Below are 17,105 nucleotides of genomic sequence, written 5' to 3'. Positions count from 1 at the left end.
ACTGTTCATTTTTTGTATGATTCTCGTTCATGTAAGTGCCGGCTGTCCGGCAGCAGGGGGGATTCTCTGCCTAGTTCTCAAAATGATTTTCATTATTTTCATTAATATTTACAAAGATAAGTGATTTTATGTATCCTTCGGGATCGAGGATATAGTCCCGCATATAGCTGCCTTCCTCACGGACCATGTGCGCGGTCACTATCTGCATCGGGCTGGCCTTGCTGCCGTCCATCAACATACATACTCCATTTTTCTCATAATTCTCCAATTCTGTGTATAACTCTTTGTAGCTGTAAGCTGTATCAGCGTTCTCCATGGCTTGCTCCTTTCCCTGCCGATTCGGATAAATATTACAGGCGCTTTTTATGTATGACCTCTCGAAGGCATTGTGACGTACCACCGGATAAAAGCGCAATATGGAAGATAGCATGAATCTGCAGTTAACTCCTCTTAAGAATTTCTGATGATCTTGTCTTTGAAACAGACAACTGAATTTAAATTGATTAACATAAAAGACAGGATTTCCTTCATATCCTGATAGAAGAAAACCAAATACTTTACTCCTCCTTTCATATAAACATTTATTTATCCAGGAATACTATCTTCTGTAACTGCCATTATAGTGAGCGCCTGCAGGCATTTCAATGTGTTTTTTGTTCATAAGCCATCCACATTTGTTGACAACTTTCCTGCCAGAACTTTTTTTGTCTGAATTATTCACATTGTGAGCTGTCCAGATGAAGAAAGTCTGTACATTTCCCTGATTCACAAAAATAACTGCGGCTTCGGGTACGCTGCCACCGTTAAGGAGGCACTGTACCCGAAGCCGCAAAAAATTTATTCACTTTCAAAGAACCGCCGATACTGCTTTTATTTCTTAATCAGCTCATAGAATCGGAAAAATCCATTCATAAATGGTACGCGGATGATATGTTCCACTGGTTCTTCTTCTGTCTTGGCAGAATCGAACCGTTTAACCGGGCGTATCTTTTCGCCGCAAGGATAAAACTCTTCGCCGCTTTCCAGATCCCGTATTCCGCAATATTCCTCACCCTTTAAGATAATCTCCAAATCCTCCGGATATGGGCGGTATGACTGAACACCAAAGGTTGCGTTATCATATAAGAAGAGATTATACTTCGCCTCAGCCTCCAGATATACAGGATGGTTCTTTGCCATCATCTTATGGATACTTCCGATGATATCCTTCGGCAAATGATACAGATCAGAGAAATTGTCCGGGATATTCAAGACGAACAGATGTCCGTTCCCATAAAAATCATCTAAAACTAACGGGAAATTACAGTCCCCTGAAATCATTGCAATCTCACACCAGGTTGCATTCGTCTTATAATCCAGTGCCTCTATGCTGATATCGACCTTCGCACTGCAGAAGGATTTGTGATTCGTATAATAAGAATCAATCCAGTATTCTCTCCCCTTGACTCTTCTGCCTGTCAGACGCACGGATGTCAATTCCTTAATTCCTCTGTCATATGTCTTCCTGAGAAATCCCGTCGTCACAACCGCATTTCCGCCTTCTGCGATATACCGCTCCAGCTTCTGCACGATTTCCGAGTCACACGCTGCACTCTCTGTCAGCAGGATAACAGGCTCTTCCTTCTTGAATTCCGGGGTCGGCTCCAGAGCGCCTCCCAGCATTCCTATGTAGTTCATCAGCTGATCCTCGCCGTCCGCATCGAAGGGTTCATATACGCTTGTTCCTGTCGGATTTCCGGTCTTATCCAGGATAGCGTCCACCCGCTCCATGCAAAGGCCCAAAGGCGGCAGTGCTGCCGTCTCAAGCAGTTCGCTGAAGTTAAACAGCATCAGTTCTCTTGCGCCTGCAAATACGGTAAGTGCAGCCTGTTCCAGCCAGACATTCAGGTTATCCCAGGAAGCACCCTGATCGATCCAGCCGCCCCCATTACGCCCGGGCGCCGCATTTTCCAGAAGCCGGATTAAGCTGTAGCTTAAATATCTCTGCAAATGCTGCTGGTCATATTTCGGATTTCTGCTCTCTGTTCCTGTATAAATATGATCAAAGATAAATCTCTGTTTCCCAGGGTTGTATCCACATTCCTGATAGGATTCATACCAGTTTGGATATTTAATGATAAAGTTACACTTCGGATTGACCTCATGTGCCAGCTTTACAATCTCCTGTGCCATCTCTTCCATCTGATCCAGGCGGAACTGCGCCCAGGTTCTGTCTCCCTTTTCCCTGATACACATCTCACAGCGGCATGCCGTAAAGAAAAAGTCATCCAGAATCACTTCGTCGAACTGGGCTGCGGTATTTTTCACAATTTCCATATACTTCTCACGGTATACTGGATCAGAAAAACAGAACACATCAAAAATACTGTTTTTCTCATGCCCGTCTATTTTAATTGTTGAGGTGATCCCTCCGGAAGCTTCAATTCCATTCTCCAAAAACAGCTTCTTAATTTGAGCCATTTTCTCATTCGGAATATCATACAGCCCTCTGTGTGTTTCCAGGTACACTTTGTGCAGGGAAATGTATTTCTTAAAAAACTTGATTCCCGCTTCTATCTGTTCCAAATCTGCAAAATGAAGAAATTCCGCATGAACATATGCTGCCACCTTAAAATTTTTAAATTCTTTCATTTCATCCTCCTATTTTAAAACCAGGGAAGAATCGGTCATCAGAAACTCCCCCAGTCTTAAATATGCATCGAATTTATTTACTCGTTTGCCTCCAGAATCGTCTGAATCTTATCGTTGATTGTAGAAGTAATTTCGTCAATCGGTGTATCGGTTCCCAGTACTGTACTGCTTGCCTCTGCTCCGAGTTCCTCTCCCTCAATGACATTGACTGCCGGGAATGCTCCCTTATGAGGGAAGTTCAGCGGAACACCTACAGGAATGATGGATTCTGCAAATACCTGTTTGAATTTGTTGTCAGCGATACTGGAAAGTTCCATCTGGGATTTTCTGGACGGGAATGGCCCCATCTGTCCTTCTTCCCAAAGCACATCTGAATTTTCAATCCACCATTTAATGAATGTCTTAACTTCTTCCGGATGCTTTGTCTGCTTGTATCCCATAATACCGTTCATTCCCATCATGCCTCTCTGGATTCCTTCCGGGCTGGTAAGAGGCTCTAAAACTTCACATTTATCATAAAATTCATCACTCTGGTTCTTAATTTCTACACTAAAGTCCGCGCTCATTACTATAAACGCTGCCTTTTCCTGCATAAAAAGCTTCACCGCCTCATCACGCTTATAGCCTGCACTTCCCGGTGCGCATACATCTTTCAGCTTTCTGAGGAATTCCAGCGCTTCTTTTGTCTGCGGAGTATCAAAGTTCGCCTGTTTGTCTTCATCAATATAGCTTCCGCCGTTATCGAACATCAGGGCTTCTAACTGCCACGGGTTATTTCCTGCAAGAGCAAGCCCGTATACGCCGTCTTTTGTCAGCGCCTTACAGCAGTCGTAGAATTCATCCCATGTAGTCGGTGCAGTAAGACCTGCCGCATCCAGCATTTCTTTATTATAGTAGATTCCCTTCGGGTCAATATTCCAGGGCATTGCAACCTGCTGGCCATCCATCTGGAACTGATCCAGGCTTCCGTCTACAAAGTCATCCAGCTTTCCTTCCTCTTCAAACGCCTTCACCACATCATCCATCGGCAGGATTTCGTCCATCTCCGCGAACTGATGAGGCTGATATGCAGAACCGGTACTGACATCAAGATCTGCACCCGATTCAATAGCAACATTGAATGCATTAAAGCATCCGTCCCAAGGAATCGACTGATATTTTACTTTAATTGTATCCTTATGTTCCTCATTAAACTGATCCACCAGTTTTTCTGCTACATTCTGGTATTCCGCCGGTCCCCACGGCATATCCCAAAATGTAATCTCGGCAACCCCTGATCCCTTTGAATCACTGTCTTTTGAACTGTCACTTCCGCCTGATTTTCCACATCCAGCGAGAGATACTACCATTGCTCCTGCAAGAAGGAGGCTCATAATTTTTTTCGTTCTCTTTTTCATCTTACATTCTCCTTTTTCTACTTTTCTTCTATCTTAATAGTGCATCCCACTATCAGATTCTAGCCCTTTACCGCCCCGGCCGTCAGCCCGGATACAATATGCTTCTGCATAAATATCAGGAAAAACAGTACCGGAATAATTGTCATTGTGGAGGCCGCCATCAGGGAGCTCCAATCTGTGTCAAACTGCATAATAAATGTCTGCAGGCCCAACGGCAGTGTTCTCAAATCCTGACTCTTCAGGATAACATTTGCCAGCATATATTCATTCCAGCAGTTGATGAATGTAAAAATAATAATAGATGCAATTCCTGAGCTGGAAAGCGGAACCACTATTTTTGCAAAGGACTGAAATACATTACAGCCGTCTATTTTAGCCGCTTCATCAATCTCTGACGGTATTCCGTCAAAGAATCCGCTGATCATCCATGTACAAAACGGAATGTTCGTAGAGACATAAACCAGTATCAGCCCCCACAGTGAATCCCCTAAACCAATGTCACTCAGCAGCACTACAACCGGAATCATAAGAAGGACGCCCGGGAACATCTGAAGGATCAGGAACAGGCTGGAGTAATGCTTAAAAAACTTAATTTTTTTCGCATACCTTGAGATTGCGTATCCCGCGAGGCACGATACAACCGCCACTATAATGGATACGACAATCGCCACCATCAGGCTGTTTAGAACATACTGGAAAAATGGTGTCCTTTCGAGTACGTTTTTAAAATTTTCCACTGTCGGGTGGTGTGGGAAGAGATTATTATTCGTAAAAATCTCTTTGCTGCTCTTAAATGCTGAGCCAACCATATTGATAATAGGAAGGTTGATCAGAAGTCCAATAAGCAGCAGTACTGCATAAAATGCTGTCGCTTTTAATTTTTTATACTTATTCATACTGTTCTCCTCCCTTAATCATCCTGTGTCCGCAGCAGCCTTCGGTATACATAAGACAAAGCGAACATAATGATCATCATAACTACGGCTACTGCTGACGCATATCCCCATTGATTCCTGTAGAAAGCGAGATTATATGTATAAATTGAGATATTCATCGTCGCTCTCGCCGGGCCGCCTCTTGTAAGCAGATATACATTTTCAAAGTTATTGAAGCTCCAGATCATCATCAGGACTGTGGAGACTACACTTATACCTTTGATCATCGGCATGGTAATATAACGGAAACACTGGAATCGGCTTGCACCGTCGATTCTTGCCGACTCATATAAGCCATGATCTATATTCTGCATCGCCGCTAAAAGAACCAGCAGCATAAACGGAAAGCTCTTCCATGCGTTTACCATGATTGCAGATAGCTGTGCCGCATGTTTCGTCGCCAGAAACAGAATCGGCTCTTTGATAACGCCCCATTTCATCAGTGTCGTGTTAATGAATCCAGTCTGGTCATTCATCATCCAGATCCAGGAGTTTGCCGCAACTACGGATGGAATAACCCAGGGGAGCAGAAACAGTGCCCGGAAAAAATTCTTTCCTTTAAACTCTCTGTTAATCAGCAGTGCAATGCAAAGTCCAATCAGGTAAATAATCACGACAGATGCAATTGCAAAGAAAAATGTGAATCCCAGAACTCCCCAGAATTCTTTATCCCGGAAAATAATTTCTATGAAGTTTTTTAATCCCACAATTTTTGTTTTTTTAGGGTATAAGAAATTGCGGTTTGTAAAAGCCAGCATGATACCTCTGACTAATGGGTAGATATTCACACCCAGAAGCATCAACGTGGCGGGAAGTATAAACAGATACCCCGATTTTTCGTCTCTTTTCTTTTTCACATTATCACCTCAGTTTTTATGGCAGCCAATTTCCTGCAGCCTGAAAGTTCTCATAACGTTGTTCTCACTAGAGCCAAATACTTACTGCACCGCCACTTGGGCATTTCCCGGATATGGCTTTTTCCCTTCTGCATTCCTGAATGATCTTCGGGGCCTCCAGTCCCCCTCCTGCCAGTCTCTTTTTCATACTTTTTCCTCCTCTCTAATTAAATTTATATGATTATTATATTATCGTTCCTAGATTGCTTCTTTTAAATCCGCTATTTTTTTATTAATAACGCGTATATTCATTTTGTTTCTTTCTATATTTTTGTGATATTTTTCGTATTTAAACTTATTTCCGCTCTCTTTTTCTTATATTTGTATTATCGTTCATATTAACGATAATGTCAATATCTTTTTTCATATTTTTAATACAAATTTTTTAACTGCATTTTTTTATAAACTCTTTCTAAATTCCTTTACATATTTTTTGTTTTTGTTTATACTAATAGTGAGAAGATATATATTTTTTTGATATTACAATTCGTGAGGATGTGATTATATGAAAATCGAAAAACTGAACGACAATCAGATTCGCTGTACACTGACACGTGCCGATCTGGCAGCGCGCCACCTGAAATTAAGCGAGCTTGCCTACGGCACGGAAAAAGCTAAATCTCTTTTTAGAGATATGATGCAGCAGGCGTCTTTCGACTTTGGCTTTGAGGCAGAAGACATCCCTTTGATGATAGAAGCAATTCCTGCTTCAGCGGATTCTATCGTTTTAATCATCACAAAGGTAGAAGATCCTGAAGAATTAGATACCAGGTTTTCCAAGTTTACACCACTGGGGGAGGCAGACTCCGTCGTACCTGAGACTCTGGAGAAGCTGGAAGGGGCAGAGGAATTCCTGAATTTGCTTAACAAGGTAAAGGAGGCTGCCGCTGACACAAAGGATGCATCATCCACTGTTGCCGACGCGCCTGCGCCGTTTAATGTGCGCCTGTTCTCTTTTGACAGCATGGATCGTGTGATCCAGGTCGCCCATCTTCTTGGACCTGTATACCACGGCTCCAATACACTTTACCATGATACGGAGAATGAATTATATATCCTGGCCCTGACACAGTCAGGCCATTCCAACAAGGAGTTCAATAAGATATGTAATATGCTTTCCGAATATGGATCTCTGGAAAAAGCTTCCGGTGCAACCCTTGCATTTCTTGAGGAGCACTGCGATATCATGATTTCCGCAAATGCTGTGCAGAAGCTTGCTTCTGTATAAGGTAAACAGTTTTATAAAAATCCCCGGAAGGCATAACCTCCCGGGGATTTTTATGTGGATAACGCCACATGCGGTCATATTTTATGATACGTTACGGTTCACTGGCACGCCTGTAAGCAGTAACTATTATACACCGGCTGCATTCATAGAAGCGTTGATCTTTTCTACAAGCAGGTCGGAATCAAGACCATGCACCATAGCCGCCTCTGCAAGAGACTCCATCTGTGCAGACGGGCATCCAAGGCAATGCATGCCAATCTCCATTAAAATAGGTGCTGCGTCCGGATAAATCTGTAATAATTCTCCGATTGTCGTATCTTTAGAAATTTTGGACATTTCTTTTCCTCCTTACATTATTAGTGCTTTTTATTATAGTCCCTATTTTTTAAATAATCAACCGTCTAAAATGCAAATTTATTGTATATTAATGTCTAAAATATAAGTAACTGTTCAGAACCATGAACAGTTACACCGCAAGCCCATGAAAATCGTCTTTGGCGATGGGGCTTGCTTCTGGCTGTTCTACGTTTTCGTACGGACTGTGCAGTAAATGCACAGTCCTGTACTGAACAGTTACATAATATCTTATAATACATCTGATCTAAAGTCATAAAACCTAAGCAGAAATCAGATACATCTCGAGACAATTTTCTGAATTGTTCGCACAATTATTTTCAATTTTTGACTACTCAAAAGTCAATCATTTTGCTGATTTTTTTCGACAAAAAATTAATTTCATAATAACTGAACAAAACGTCCGTTCTTTTTTTTAGAAAAGTAATCCACATAAAACACATGTTTTTGTGTGGATAATGTGGATAACTTTGCTAAAAACTATATTTTTCCACGTTTTTTTTGGAATTTAGTGTGGATAAGTTGAAAACTTCTTTTTCCACACTTTCGACATTATTTTACATTTTTGTGCACTTTGTCTATGCCATCCTTTTCACATTTCCTGCAAAATCCGAGCTTTTTTCCTATATCTTTCCATAATGTCTGAACAAATACATTTGCTTGCCAAATTATTTTTGTCGAACTATGTATCTTCTTATCCAAAGTGGAAGAATACACTAAAAAAGCCGCACCAGAAAAATATTTTTTTCAGTGCAGCTTTCATTATTCTATTTGTCCGGCACAGTATTATCAGTTTCCTGATTTCTCCCCAATACTGTGCCTTCATAATCTATATTATAATACTCTCCTCACCGTTATGATCGGTGCATAAGTTGCGCTGCATATTCCGATGCCGTCTGACTCGTTCATTGCGTTGACGATGTTACCATCTCCCATATACAGGCCCACATGACCATCATATAAGACAATATCGCCTGGAATTGCATCCTCATAATTAACTGCCGTCCCTACAGATTCCATATCCCATGTTGTCCGCGGCAGGCTGATTCCAAAGTTTGCATATACGGATTGTACGAATCCGGAACAGTCAGCGCCCTCTGTGAGGCTTGTTCCGCCCCATACATAGGGGTTTCCTATAAACTGGCACGCATAATCAATGACTGCCTGTCCACCGGCCGCCTGATCCTTGATCGCAGCCGCCTCCAGGGCTTCCTGTTGTCTGCGGGCCTCCTCGGCCTGCTTTGCAGCTTCTTCGCGTGCGATGCGCTGTTCCTCTTCCTCCTTGGATTCAGCATATGCATACTGTTTCTGTACATCTATATAGTCACCACATACCCATCCATTTGTTTCTCCTACTTTTACAGGATACCATCCGTTAACAGCTTCACCTGTTACTTCATACTGCTGACCCGCCGTAATCTGGGTCAGTATTCCGGCATCGGTTCCCTGCCCGTCCCTGACATTCAGAAGATCGGCATTCACTGTTGCCTGGTTCTGTTCATATTCTGTGGCATGTGCCTCGGCGCTGCTCCCTGTCAGCAGACAGTCGGCAGGCACATAGCCTTCTACCGAACCGGACCTGATCTTTGTCCAGCCTTCATTATATTCAAGTACCTCGGCCGCTGAATTCTGATACAGCTTGCCGACCCAGTCACTTGCTTCATCCGGGGCACTTCTAATGTAAGCATAGTCACTCACATTAGAAAATGCCATATTTAAATACTCACCCTCGCTATTTTGTACCAGATAAAGATTAATGTTCTCCTTTACATTTGTCTGGTAGCTTTCTTTTACTATCGATTCGATTCCTGCAACCGGAATGACCGGAACATTTTCTTCACTGCTGTCCGCGGCCTTAACCGTAATTACACTCCCCGGAACCACAATCGCTCCTGCTAAAGCAGAAAGAATCAATTTCTGCTTCATACGTGCTGCTTTCATATAAAACCTCCTTAAGCCTTTCTTGCAGCTTTGCTGCAAATCTACCCGTGGGGTAATGAATTGATTCCCCTGGGTTCAAGTGTCTTTATCTTTTGTAGGAAGTTCTAAATGTTACATAATTGTTAACTTTTGTTACGATGTTATTATAGCAACCTATTTCCGATGTGTCAACATATTTTCAAGCGTTTTCATGCTACATAGTTCGACAGTTTCCTTTATATTCCATTATTTAAAAAAGTTTTATCAACCAATTTGTTAATTATTTTGTAACATTTTATCAGTTCTATTCTTTCTATATAGATATTTATAAACTTTTAATTTTCACAAAATCTTCATCCATATATGTCTGAAAGCTTCTATAATAGAAATATAGGAATATCCATTTTCTAAGGCCTTTGTTTACCGACGAAAAAAAATTCACTTTTTTTTAAAATAGTATTGACATTTGTGTAATTATGTATTATATTCTAACTACAGTAACAATTACTATTATTACTTTACAGATTGAAAGGAGGTTTACATTGGCAGCTTTGAAGTATAGTCGGCAACGAGAATGCATCAAAAGTTATCTGGCGATGACGAAAGAACATCCCACTGCCGATACGGTTTACCTGCATGTGAAGAAAGAGTTTCCGAACATCAGCCTTGGTACCGTATACCGGAATTTAAACCTGCTGACTGACATTGGAGAAGCGATTAAGATTCCGGCCCCCGACGGCGGAGATAGATTTGATGGAAATATCCAGCCGCACAATCATTTTTTCTGCACCAGCTGCAGAAAGGTTCTGGATCTGGACCTGGATATGAAGAATATCGAACAGGTCAATAAAGCAGCTGCCGAAAACTTCGACGGTATTATAGAATCCAGTACCACAATTTTTTACGGAAAATGCGGTGACTGCATCCAAAAGTCATAAGGAAGGAACCCCTTTATAACACGTTCCACACAATCCATGCAGCCAGACTGTATGAGAGATTTTCAAATTTACCATGTGATTAATATAGGAAGTAAGATTACTTCCTATATTAAAATAAATTATTGCCGGACCTTACTGGTCTATCGGCTAAGCAAAATAAAAAATTATATAAAAAGAAAAGGAGATTTAAATTATGAAAAAATTTGTATGTACAGTATGTGGTTATGTTCACGAGGGAGACGCAGCACCGGCAGAATGTCCAATCTGTAAAGCACCAGCTGAGAAGTTCAAAGAGCAGACAGGTGAAAGAGAATGGGCTGCAGAGCATGTTGTAGGCGTTGCTCAGGGCGTAAGCGAAGACATCATCGCTGATTTAAGAGCTAACTTTGAAGGAGAATGCTCAGAAGTAGGTATGTATCTTGCAATGGCAAGAGTTGCTCATAGAGAAGGATATCCTGAGATCGGCCTGTACTGGGAAAAAGCTGCTTACGAAGAGGCAGAACATGCTTCTAAATTTGCTGAGTTATTAGGTGAAGTTGTTACAGACAGCACTAAGAAGAACCTGGAGATGAGAGTTGATGCTGAGAACGGAGCTACAGCTGGTAAGTTTGACCTTGCAAAACGTGCAAAAGCTGCTAACCTGGATGCAATCCATGATACAGTACACGAGATGGCAAGAGATGAAGCACGCCACGGAAAAGCATTCGAGGGTCTGTTAAAGAGATACTTCGGCTAATCCAAAATAATAGGATTCATATGTAAATACCTGCATTGGAGTTTCCCCTCCTTTGCAGGTCATTTACTCTTACATGGAAAATTTATCCACATTTTATCTAATTTTTATTGAAACATATGTTCATAATGGTATAATAAACTTATCCATAAAGTAGTCATTCCAAACGGAATGCCTCGTGGACGAACCGGCGGCACTGCCGTCAGAAGCACCAAAAAATAAAGGAGGATTTACACTATGTCTAAGTACGCAGGAACAAAAACAGAACAGAATCTTATGGAGGCATTCTCAGGAGAATCACAGGCACGCAATAAGTATACATACTATGCATCCGCTGCAAGAAAAGCTGGCTATGTACAGATGTCAAACATCTTCTTAGAGACTGCTGACCAGGAAAAAGAACACGCAAAAATGTGGTTCAAAGAATTCCACGGAATCGGTAATACAGAAGAGAACCTGGCAGACGCTGCTGCAGGCGAGAACTATGAGTGGACAGATATGTATGCACGCATGGCTAAAGAGGCTGAAGAAGAAGGTTTCACAGAACTGGCTGCTAAATTCAGAGGTGTTGCAGAAGTAGAAGCTTCTCATGAAAAACGCTATCAGAGACTTCTTGACCACTTCCGTGCTGGACAGACATTCAAAGATGAAGCTCCTCTTGGATGGAAATGTGGAAACTGTGGATATATCTACCAGGGTGATGAAGCTCCTGAAGTATGTCCGGTATGTGCACATCCACGTGCTTACTTCGAAAGAAAAGCCGAAAACTACTAAATACGGGCCATATCTTTAGGCGTGATCAAAATAACAAACGACCATGCATGAACATTTCTGTTCATGCATGGTCGTTTTTATAAACTAATATACATTTCCACAAATCTAACTTCTAAAGTATCAACAATATACCCCTATTTTTCAACAATAAACACATTGAAATTGTTTTTCCGAAATGGTATTCTGACCATACAAATCTTTATTTCCGGAATATTATATTTTCTGACTTTCGTCAAAAAATCCAGATTTGTATTTCACAATTGAATAAAGCTGCAACAGATAAAAAAGATTATTGTTTACAGGACTGTCAGTGGATTATTGTTCCCAGATGACCTGAAATAGTCATATCAGCGAACAGTAATGCACATTTTTAAGTCACAAACAGATATACTCCGTACATTTCACATGCTATAATGGAGGTGCAGTACATGACAGATAAAAGGCTGCAATGGCATCCGGCATTTATTGCCGCCATGCAGATTGACTTTGGAGAGGAGGCTGACCGTCTTATTTTTCTTTCCGAGTTGGAATTAAACAAGATGCCCATGAGGATTGATGCACTGGTCATTAAAAAAAATGGTTCTGAACCGTTGAAAAAGAATATGGGCCGATTATTAAAGGGACATAATATCTTCGAATATAAAAGTCCGGAAGAGAACCGATGGCTGGGCAGTCTGCGTACAGACTTACAGCCTGACCAGAATCTGAATGTTCTGTTTGAAGACTATGAAAAGCATAAAGATTCCAGACTCTATCAGGCTGCTATGGATTTAATAGTGCGGGCTAACCCCGCGGCAATGGAGGAGGCGAGATCAATGTGCGAAGCACTGCATGAATTATGGGCTGAGGACCTGGAAAAGGCTACTAAGGAAATTGCTAAAGAAATCACTAAAGAGGTTACTGAAGAAGTTACAAATAAAGTTACCATAGAAGTTACTAACAAAGTCACTAAAGAAGTCACCAACAAAGTCACTAAAGAAGTCACCCGTAATGATATCCTGCTTTTTGTTGAAATCCTGCTTGAAGACGGGTATGGAGAATCCACCGTCTGTGAAAAACTACACCAGAAATTTCACTTGAAGAAAGAGGATATTCAGGATTATATTCAACAGGTACGGAACAGAAGCAATTAATTTGCAGGCAGATCTGTAAACAGCGGCCTGCAGTTTATATTTATGGTTTTAAGTATGATTGGTTAATATTTTTATTTATTCACATTTATCCTTACCTTTCCCCATATGGAGCAGATTCATCTTCTGCTCCCGGGTAAGGTGCTTGATTGCATATTCCCGTTTCATTGCTTCTTCCTTTGTCTCATAAATCTCATAATAGGCCAGTTCCACGGGTCTCCTGCCCTTTGTATACTTAGCGCCCTTCCCTGCGTTATGGTCACCCAGCCGCTTTTCAAGGTCATTTGTCCAGCCGGTATACAGACTTCCATCATTGCATCTCAGTATATAAGTAAAATTCATATTTATCTCTTCCTTTAAATTATTGTCCAGTTACTGTGCACGGCACGTTTTAAACAGTAGCATTGTCCATACGATTCACTTCTTCGATTGATTTTTTTCGTTTCAAATATTATACTAAATGCAGGCAGCAAAACGGATTGTGAATTTTCGGTTTGACTAAGCAAAAGGGAGGTCTTTAGAATGAGTGCTACAATTAAAGACATCGTAAAAGACACCGGTCTTTCACCGGCCACCATATCCAAATATTTAAACGGGAAAAAAATTGCTCCTGAAAATAAAATGGCAATTGAAGCAAGTATTAAAAAATTAGGATATATCCCAAACAGGAGTGCCCAGAGGCTTCGCAGCAAAAAGAGTAATACGATTACAATTCTCCTGCCATCTTTCAGTGATTATTTTTGGGGTTCCATTACCACCTATATCGAAGAATATATGCAAAAACACAATTATTCCACCATTGTGATGGCTTATAATCCCTCCAAGACTGACCAGTCTGAAACATACCAGCAGTTGTTGAGCATTCAGACTGAAGGCTGCATTATGGTAGATGAAAATATAGAAAAAAGCAATCTTATACAGCTGATGCAGGAGGCAAATATCCCTTGCATATTCCTCGACCAGATTTTAAAGACATGTACCCTCGACTCTGTAACATCCAACAATTATGAGAGTGCCTATGAAATGACTCTTTATCTTATACAGCATGGACATAAAAGAATCGGTGTTATCGGCGGTCCCGCAGACAGCTACACTGCAATGGAACGGATCAGGGGATTCCGCCAGGCTTGTCTGGAGCACGGCATATCAGAAGATCACCAGATCGTTTATAATGGGACATACAATGCCCAGTCCGGCCTGCAGCTCTTTCAGAAAATGATGGAACTCCCTGAGAGACCCACTGCTGTTTTTTCACTGAATTATTATTATATCATGGCCTGTATTCAGCTGCTTCATAAGTATGACCTTCGTATACCGGATGATTTATCTCTGGTTACTTTTGACGATGACGAGATATTTTCAGCTATCCACCCTCCTATCACAGTCATGCTGCAGGACTTTCCAGCACTCGGGAAGGAAGCCGGCCGTCTGCTTTTGAAACGTATGAGGGGAGACTGGGAAGATTTTCCTCAGGTATCCTATGTGAAAGCACAATTTATAGAGCGTGATTCTGTAAAGGATATTTCTTAAAAACCTCCCCCTGATTAAGTGGCAGTTTCTGCATTCCGGCTGATTGCCCTGACAGAATCTCTGATAAACAGTTTTGCAGGTAATTTCCTGTATTCCGGAAAATTAGTGTAGTCACCCTGCATTCTTTTCAGCAGCAAATCCACACTTTCTTTTGCAATTTCTTCGGCCGGCTGCCTGACTGCTGTCAGGTTCGGCTGGCATAATTCGGAAAATTCCAAATCATCAAATGATACCAAAGAAAGTTCTTCCGGGATCGCAATACCAAGATTATGCAGCAGCGTAACTGCCCCTAGTGTCATATTGTAATTAGAAATAAATATAGCAGTGGGCCTGTCCTTAAGCTGCCATATCCGTTTCATCCCTTCATACCCCGATGAAAAGCTGAAATCGCCACTGGCAATATACTCTTCTTTCAAAGGAATCATATAGTCCTCCAGCGCCCGTTTGTATCCTTTCAGCCTCTCCTGTCCGGCCTTCAGTCCACCCGTCTTCTTATCCGTCCCGGATAAGACCGCAATCTTTCTGTGCCCCTGCTGTATCAGATATTCAACAGCATTATAGCTGCCAACGGCTGCATTGCTTCCTACCATATCAAAATCCGGCATCTCCAGCCGGTCTAATGTCACAACCGGAACACGATTTATTCTGGCACTTTCCAAATAATCTTCATCACTTGAAAGCGGAAGGAGAATCATTCCGTCCACCTGATTTTCCAGCATAAAATCTACTGATTTCCTCGCCTTTTTAATACTATCCCTATGGCAGCATACAATAACATGATATCCTTGTTCATTCAGCCTCTCTGTAATCTGAGAAGCAATGGGTGAAAAAAACTGATTATCCAAACCGTCCAGAATCAGGCCAACTAAAAAACTCCGGGAGCTCCTCAGCCCCCGGGCTGCATTATTCGGCCGGTACCCAAGCCGCTGCACAGCTTCCTCTATCAGCTTACGGTTCTTACCCCGCACATTACCCCCATTCATATATTTAGAAATAGTCGATATCGCAAGATTCGTCTCCCTGGCAACATCCTTGATCGTAACAGCCATCATTTCCCCCTATTCTCCATAAATCTATACACCATTATACAATCAAAAAAATGATTTCGCAATACGCCTGCCCGACCAACACTCCAAGCATACGAACTTTCTGTCTGGATAAACCAGCTTTCTGTGGGAGGGAGGATGGCTCCTCACGGATGCGTCTTTTCGAAATTACAGTTTTTTATCAAAACAAAGGTTAAAACATGAATAATCCGCAGGACTAAAAGGCCTGCGGATCAGACGGCTTAACGAGAATGCAACTGGCACTCTTGCATTTGTCGGCGGTATTCATCGTATTAGTATTTTTTTACTGGATTTCTTCGAAAATTGGTTCTTTTTCTTCCATTTCAATACAGACTGCGTAATTTTTTTGTTCCTGCATATCTTCCGGAAGTTCTACTTCTATATATCCGTCGCCTTCGCATACTTTTCCTACGGTGAATTCAAGTTCTCTTCCATCTCTGACGATGTATGCCCGTTTCACCTGATTAGCGATGTTTATGACTTCCACGCGCATGCGGGGCTGAAGGACATGTACGAATAGTTTGTAGTCTTTTGAAGTAAACTGTGCCCACTCTAATTCGTAATGGTACAGGGCCACGCGTTTCGTGCCATAGATTGCTTCTGCATTTTCTTTTACATATTTTCCTACTTCGTTTAATATCTCAATGCTTTCTTTTGGCACGTTTCCGTCGGCGTCGGGACCGATATTCAACAGGTAGTTCCCTCCCCTGCTGTTGATTTTCAGCAGCAGGCGGATGATGTCATCTGCTTTTTTCCAGTTGTGATCGTATTTATTGAAGCCCCATGTGTCATTCAGGGTTGCCGGAACTTCCCAGTCTCCTTCGTATGGAAGTCTCGGTATGAAATTATCTCCTGTTGTCATATAATCGCCCATATGGTTTCCCGCACGGCCGCTGATAATGCAATTTGGCTGTAAGGATTTTACCAGATCAATCAGTTCCTGCGTCTGCTGCTTAGTAATACCCATAGGTGTGTCAAACCAGAGCAGTGCAATTTCTCCGTACTGTGTTAATATTTCCCGAAGCTGCGGTTTGCATTTTTCGTCCAGATATCTCTGGAAATTTTTATGGCTGTTTTCTTTTGTCTGCATGAACCCATCCGGGTCATCCCAATCCTGTGCCTGAGAATAATACAAACCAAATTTCATGTCATATTTATGGCAGGCGTCGGCCAGCTCTTTTACAAAATCGCGGTGGCAGGGAGATGCGTCTACAGAATTGTACGGTGTTGTTTCTGACTTGAACATTGCGAACCCCTCATGATGTTTGGAGGTGAAGACCAGATATTTCATGCCCCAGTCTTCTTTCGCCCTGCGTACGATTTCATCTGCGTCAAAGTTCTGCGGATTGAATTCCTTTGCTAATTTGCGGTATTCTTCCACTGGTATGTTCAGATAGTTCATGATCCACTCGGCAATACGGTCTGTTTTTTCCCCTTTATATTCACCGGCAAGCAGCGCATATAATCCCCAGTGCATAAACAAACCATATTTAGCATCTTTAAACCATTGTTGTTTTGTGTCATACATATGTTAGTCCTCTCTCTCTTTTACTACTAAACTGAATATAATAC

The 17,105-nt window shown here is 41.7% G+C and carries 16 protein-coding genes; 6 read left to right on the top strand and 10 right to left on the bottom strand.

What is annotated here, in order from left to right; genetic code table 11:
- Positions 1-70: 70 nt before the first annotated feature.
- From A8806_RS21995 to A8806_RS21975, 5 genes are all read right to left on the bottom strand, one after another.
- Entirely contained in the window at positions 71-316 is a 246-nt protein-coding gene (locus tag A8806_RS21995) for a hypothetical protein (protein WP_109733325.1), read from the bottom strand.
- A gap of 554 nt (positions 317-870) precedes the next feature.
- A complete protein-coding gene (locus A8806_RS21990; RefSeq protein ID WP_109733324.1) occupies positions 871-2,631 on the bottom strand; it encodes a hypothetical protein in 1,761 nt (586 codons plus the stop codon).
- A gap of 77 nt (positions 2,632-2,708) precedes the next feature.
- On the bottom strand, positions 2,709-4,028 hold the full coding sequence (locus A8806_RS21985) for an ABC transporter substrate-binding protein (RefSeq protein WP_109733323.1): 1,320 nt from the start codon (positions 4,026-4,028) through the stop codon (positions 2,709-2,711).
- Between the two features lie 59 nt (positions 4,029-4,087).
- Positions 4,088-4,924, bottom strand: a complete 837-nt coding sequence (locus tag A8806_RS21980) for a carbohydrate ABC transporter permease (RefSeq protein ID WP_109733322.1) — start codon at positions 4,922-4,924, stop codon at positions 4,088-4,090.
- Positions 4,925-4,938: 14 nt separating this feature from the next.
- Complete coding sequence (locus A8806_RS21975) at positions 4,939-5,820, bottom strand: carbohydrate ABC transporter permease (RefSeq protein WP_109733321.1); 882 nt, start codon at positions 5,818-5,820, stop codon at positions 4,939-4,941.
- Between the two features lie 544 nt (positions 5,821-6,364).
- Here A8806_RS21975 and A8806_RS21970 point away from each other — a divergent pair.
- On the top strand, positions 6,365-7,087 hold the full coding sequence (locus tag A8806_RS21970) for an adaptor protein MecA (RefSeq protein ID WP_109733320.1): 723 nt from the start codon (positions 6,365-6,367) through the stop codon (positions 7,085-7,087).
- Positions 7,088-7,213: 126 nt separating this feature from the next.
- Here A8806_RS21970 and A8806_RS21965 read toward each other — a convergent pair whose 3' ends face one another.
- Both A8806_RS21965 and A8806_RS21960 read right to left on the bottom strand, forming a co-directional pair.
- Complete coding sequence (locus A8806_RS21965; protein WP_109733319.1) at positions 7,214-7,423, bottom strand: DUF1858 domain-containing protein; 210 nt, start codon at positions 7,421-7,423, stop codon at positions 7,214-7,216.
- Positions 7,424-8,275: 852 nt separating this feature from the next.
- Positions 8,276-9,382, bottom strand: a complete 1,107-nt coding sequence (locus A8806_RS21960; RefSeq protein WP_109733318.1) for a C40 family peptidase — start codon at positions 9,380-9,382, stop codon at positions 8,276-8,278.
- A 521-nt stretch (positions 9,383-9,903) separates the two neighbouring features.
- On the opposite strand from A8806_RS21960, the gene A8806_RS21955 reads away from it, so the two are divergent.
- The 4 genes from A8806_RS21955 to A8806_RS21940 all read left to right on the top strand — a co-directional run bounded on the left by A8806_RS21955 (position 9,904) and on the right by A8806_RS21940 (position 12,939).
- Complete coding sequence (locus A8806_RS21955; RefSeq protein WP_109733317.1) at positions 9,904-10,299, top strand: Fur family transcriptional regulator; 396 nt, start codon at positions 9,904-9,906, stop codon at positions 10,297-10,299.
- A 193-nt stretch (positions 10,300-10,492) separates the two neighbouring features.
- The gene (locus tag A8806_RS21950) at positions 10,493-11,035 is read left to right on the top strand and encodes an NADH peroxidase (RefSeq protein ID WP_109733316.1); all 543 of its coding nucleotides are present in this window, start codon (positions 10,493-10,495) and stop codon (positions 11,033-11,035) included.
- Between the two features lie 234 nt (positions 11,036-11,269).
- Positions 11,270-11,806: a rubrerythrin gene (gene rbr, locus A8806_RS21945; RefSeq protein ID WP_109733315.1), complete on the top strand. Its 537-nt coding sequence runs from the start codon at positions 11,270-11,272 to the stop codon at positions 11,804-11,806.
- A 428-nt stretch (positions 11,807-12,234) separates the two neighbouring features.
- A complete protein-coding gene (locus tag A8806_RS21940; RefSeq protein ID WP_109733314.1) occupies positions 12,235-12,939 on the top strand; it encodes a hypothetical protein in 705 nt (234 codons plus the stop codon).
- Between the two features lie 75 nt (positions 12,940-13,014).
- Here A8806_RS21940 and A8806_RS21935 read toward each other — a convergent pair whose 3' ends face one another.
- Entirely contained in the window at positions 13,015-13,278 is a 264-nt protein-coding gene (locus tag A8806_RS21935) for a GIY-YIG nuclease family protein (RefSeq protein ID WP_109733313.1), read from the bottom strand.
- A 180-nt stretch (positions 13,279-13,458) separates the two neighbouring features.
- On the opposite strand from A8806_RS21935, the gene A8806_RS21930 reads away from it, so the two are divergent.
- A complete protein-coding gene (locus A8806_RS21930) occupies positions 13,459-14,466 on the top strand; it encodes a LacI family DNA-binding transcriptional regulator (protein WP_109733312.1) in 1,008 nt (335 codons plus the stop codon).
- 14 nt (positions 14,467-14,480) lie between these two features.
- On the opposite strand, the gene A8806_RS21925 is transcribed toward A8806_RS21930, so the two are convergent.
- Both A8806_RS21925 and A8806_RS21920 read right to left on the bottom strand, forming a co-directional pair.
- Positions 14,481-15,518 (bottom strand): LacI family DNA-binding transcriptional regulator, encoded by a 1,038-nt coding sequence (locus tag A8806_RS21925; protein WP_242996226.1) that lies wholly within the window; start codon positions 15,516-15,518, stop codon positions 14,481-14,483.
- 298 nt (positions 15,519-15,816) lie between these two features.
- Complete coding sequence (locus A8806_RS21920) at positions 15,817-17,061, bottom strand: alpha-L-fucosidase (protein WP_109733310.1); 1,245 nt, start codon at positions 17,059-17,061, stop codon at positions 15,817-15,819.
- Positions 17,062-17,105 lie beyond the last annotated feature (44 nt).

Origin of the sequence: Faecalicatena orotica (genome assembly GCF_003149245.1) — a bacterium.
Classification (GTDB): Bacteria; Bacillota; Clostridia; order Lachnospirales; family Lachnospiraceae; genus Faecalicatena_A; species Faecalicatena_A orotica.
Note: the sequence above shows the minus strand (reverse complement) of the source record. Positions and strands in the feature narration are given on the sequence as shown.

Coding starts and splice junctions, on each gene's coding strand:
- A8806_RS21935 (WP_109733313.1), bottom strand. CDS start 13,278: ATGAATTTTACTTATATACTGAGATGCAATGATGGAAGTCTGTATACC.
- A8806_RS21990 (WP_109733324.1), bottom strand. CDS start 2,631: ATGAAAGAATTTAAAAATTTTAAGGTGGCAGCATATGTTCATGCGGAA.
- A8806_RS21965 (WP_109733319.1), bottom strand. CDS start 7,423: ATGTCCAAAATTTCTAAAGATACGACAATCGGAGAATTATTACAGATT.
- A8806_RS21970 (WP_109733320.1), top strand. CDS start 6,365: ATGAAAATCGAAAAACTGAACGACAATCAGATTCGCTGTACACTGACA.
- A8806_RS21985 (WP_109733323.1), bottom strand. CDS start 4,028: ATGAAAAAGAGAACGAAAAAAATTATGAGCCTCCTTCTTGCAGGAGCA.
- A8806_RS21960 (WP_109733318.1), bottom strand. CDS start 9,382: ATGAAAGCAGCACGTATGAAGCAGAAATTGATTCTTTCTGCTTTAGCA.
- A8806_RS21995 (WP_109733325.1), bottom strand. CDS start 316: ATGGAGAACGCTGATACAGCTTACAGCTACAAAGAGTTATACACAGAA.
- A8806_RS21920 (WP_109733310.1), bottom strand. CDS start 17,061: ATGTATGACACAAAACAACAATGGTTTAAAGATGCTAAATATGGTTTG.
- A8806_RS21940 (WP_109733314.1), top strand. CDS start 12,235: ATGACAGATAAAAGGCTGCAATGGCATCCGGCATTTATTGCCGCCATG.
- A8806_RS21925 (WP_242996226.1), bottom strand. CDS start 15,518: ATGATGGCTGTTACGATCAAGGATGTTGCCAGGGAGACGAATCTTGCG.
- A8806_RS21980 (WP_109733322.1), bottom strand. CDS start 4,924: ATGAATAAGTATAAAAAATTAAAAGCGACAGCATTTTATGCAGTACTG.
- rbr (WP_109733315.1), top strand. CDS start 11,270: ATGTCTAAGTACGCAGGAACAAAAACAGAACAGAATCTTATGGAGGCA.
- A8806_RS21930 (WP_109733312.1), top strand. CDS start 13,459: ATGAGTGCTACAATTAAAGACATCGTAAAAGACACCGGTCTTTCACCG.
- A8806_RS21950 (WP_109733316.1), top strand. CDS start 10,493: ATGAAAAAATTTGTATGTACAGTATGTGGTTATGTTCACGAGGGAGAC.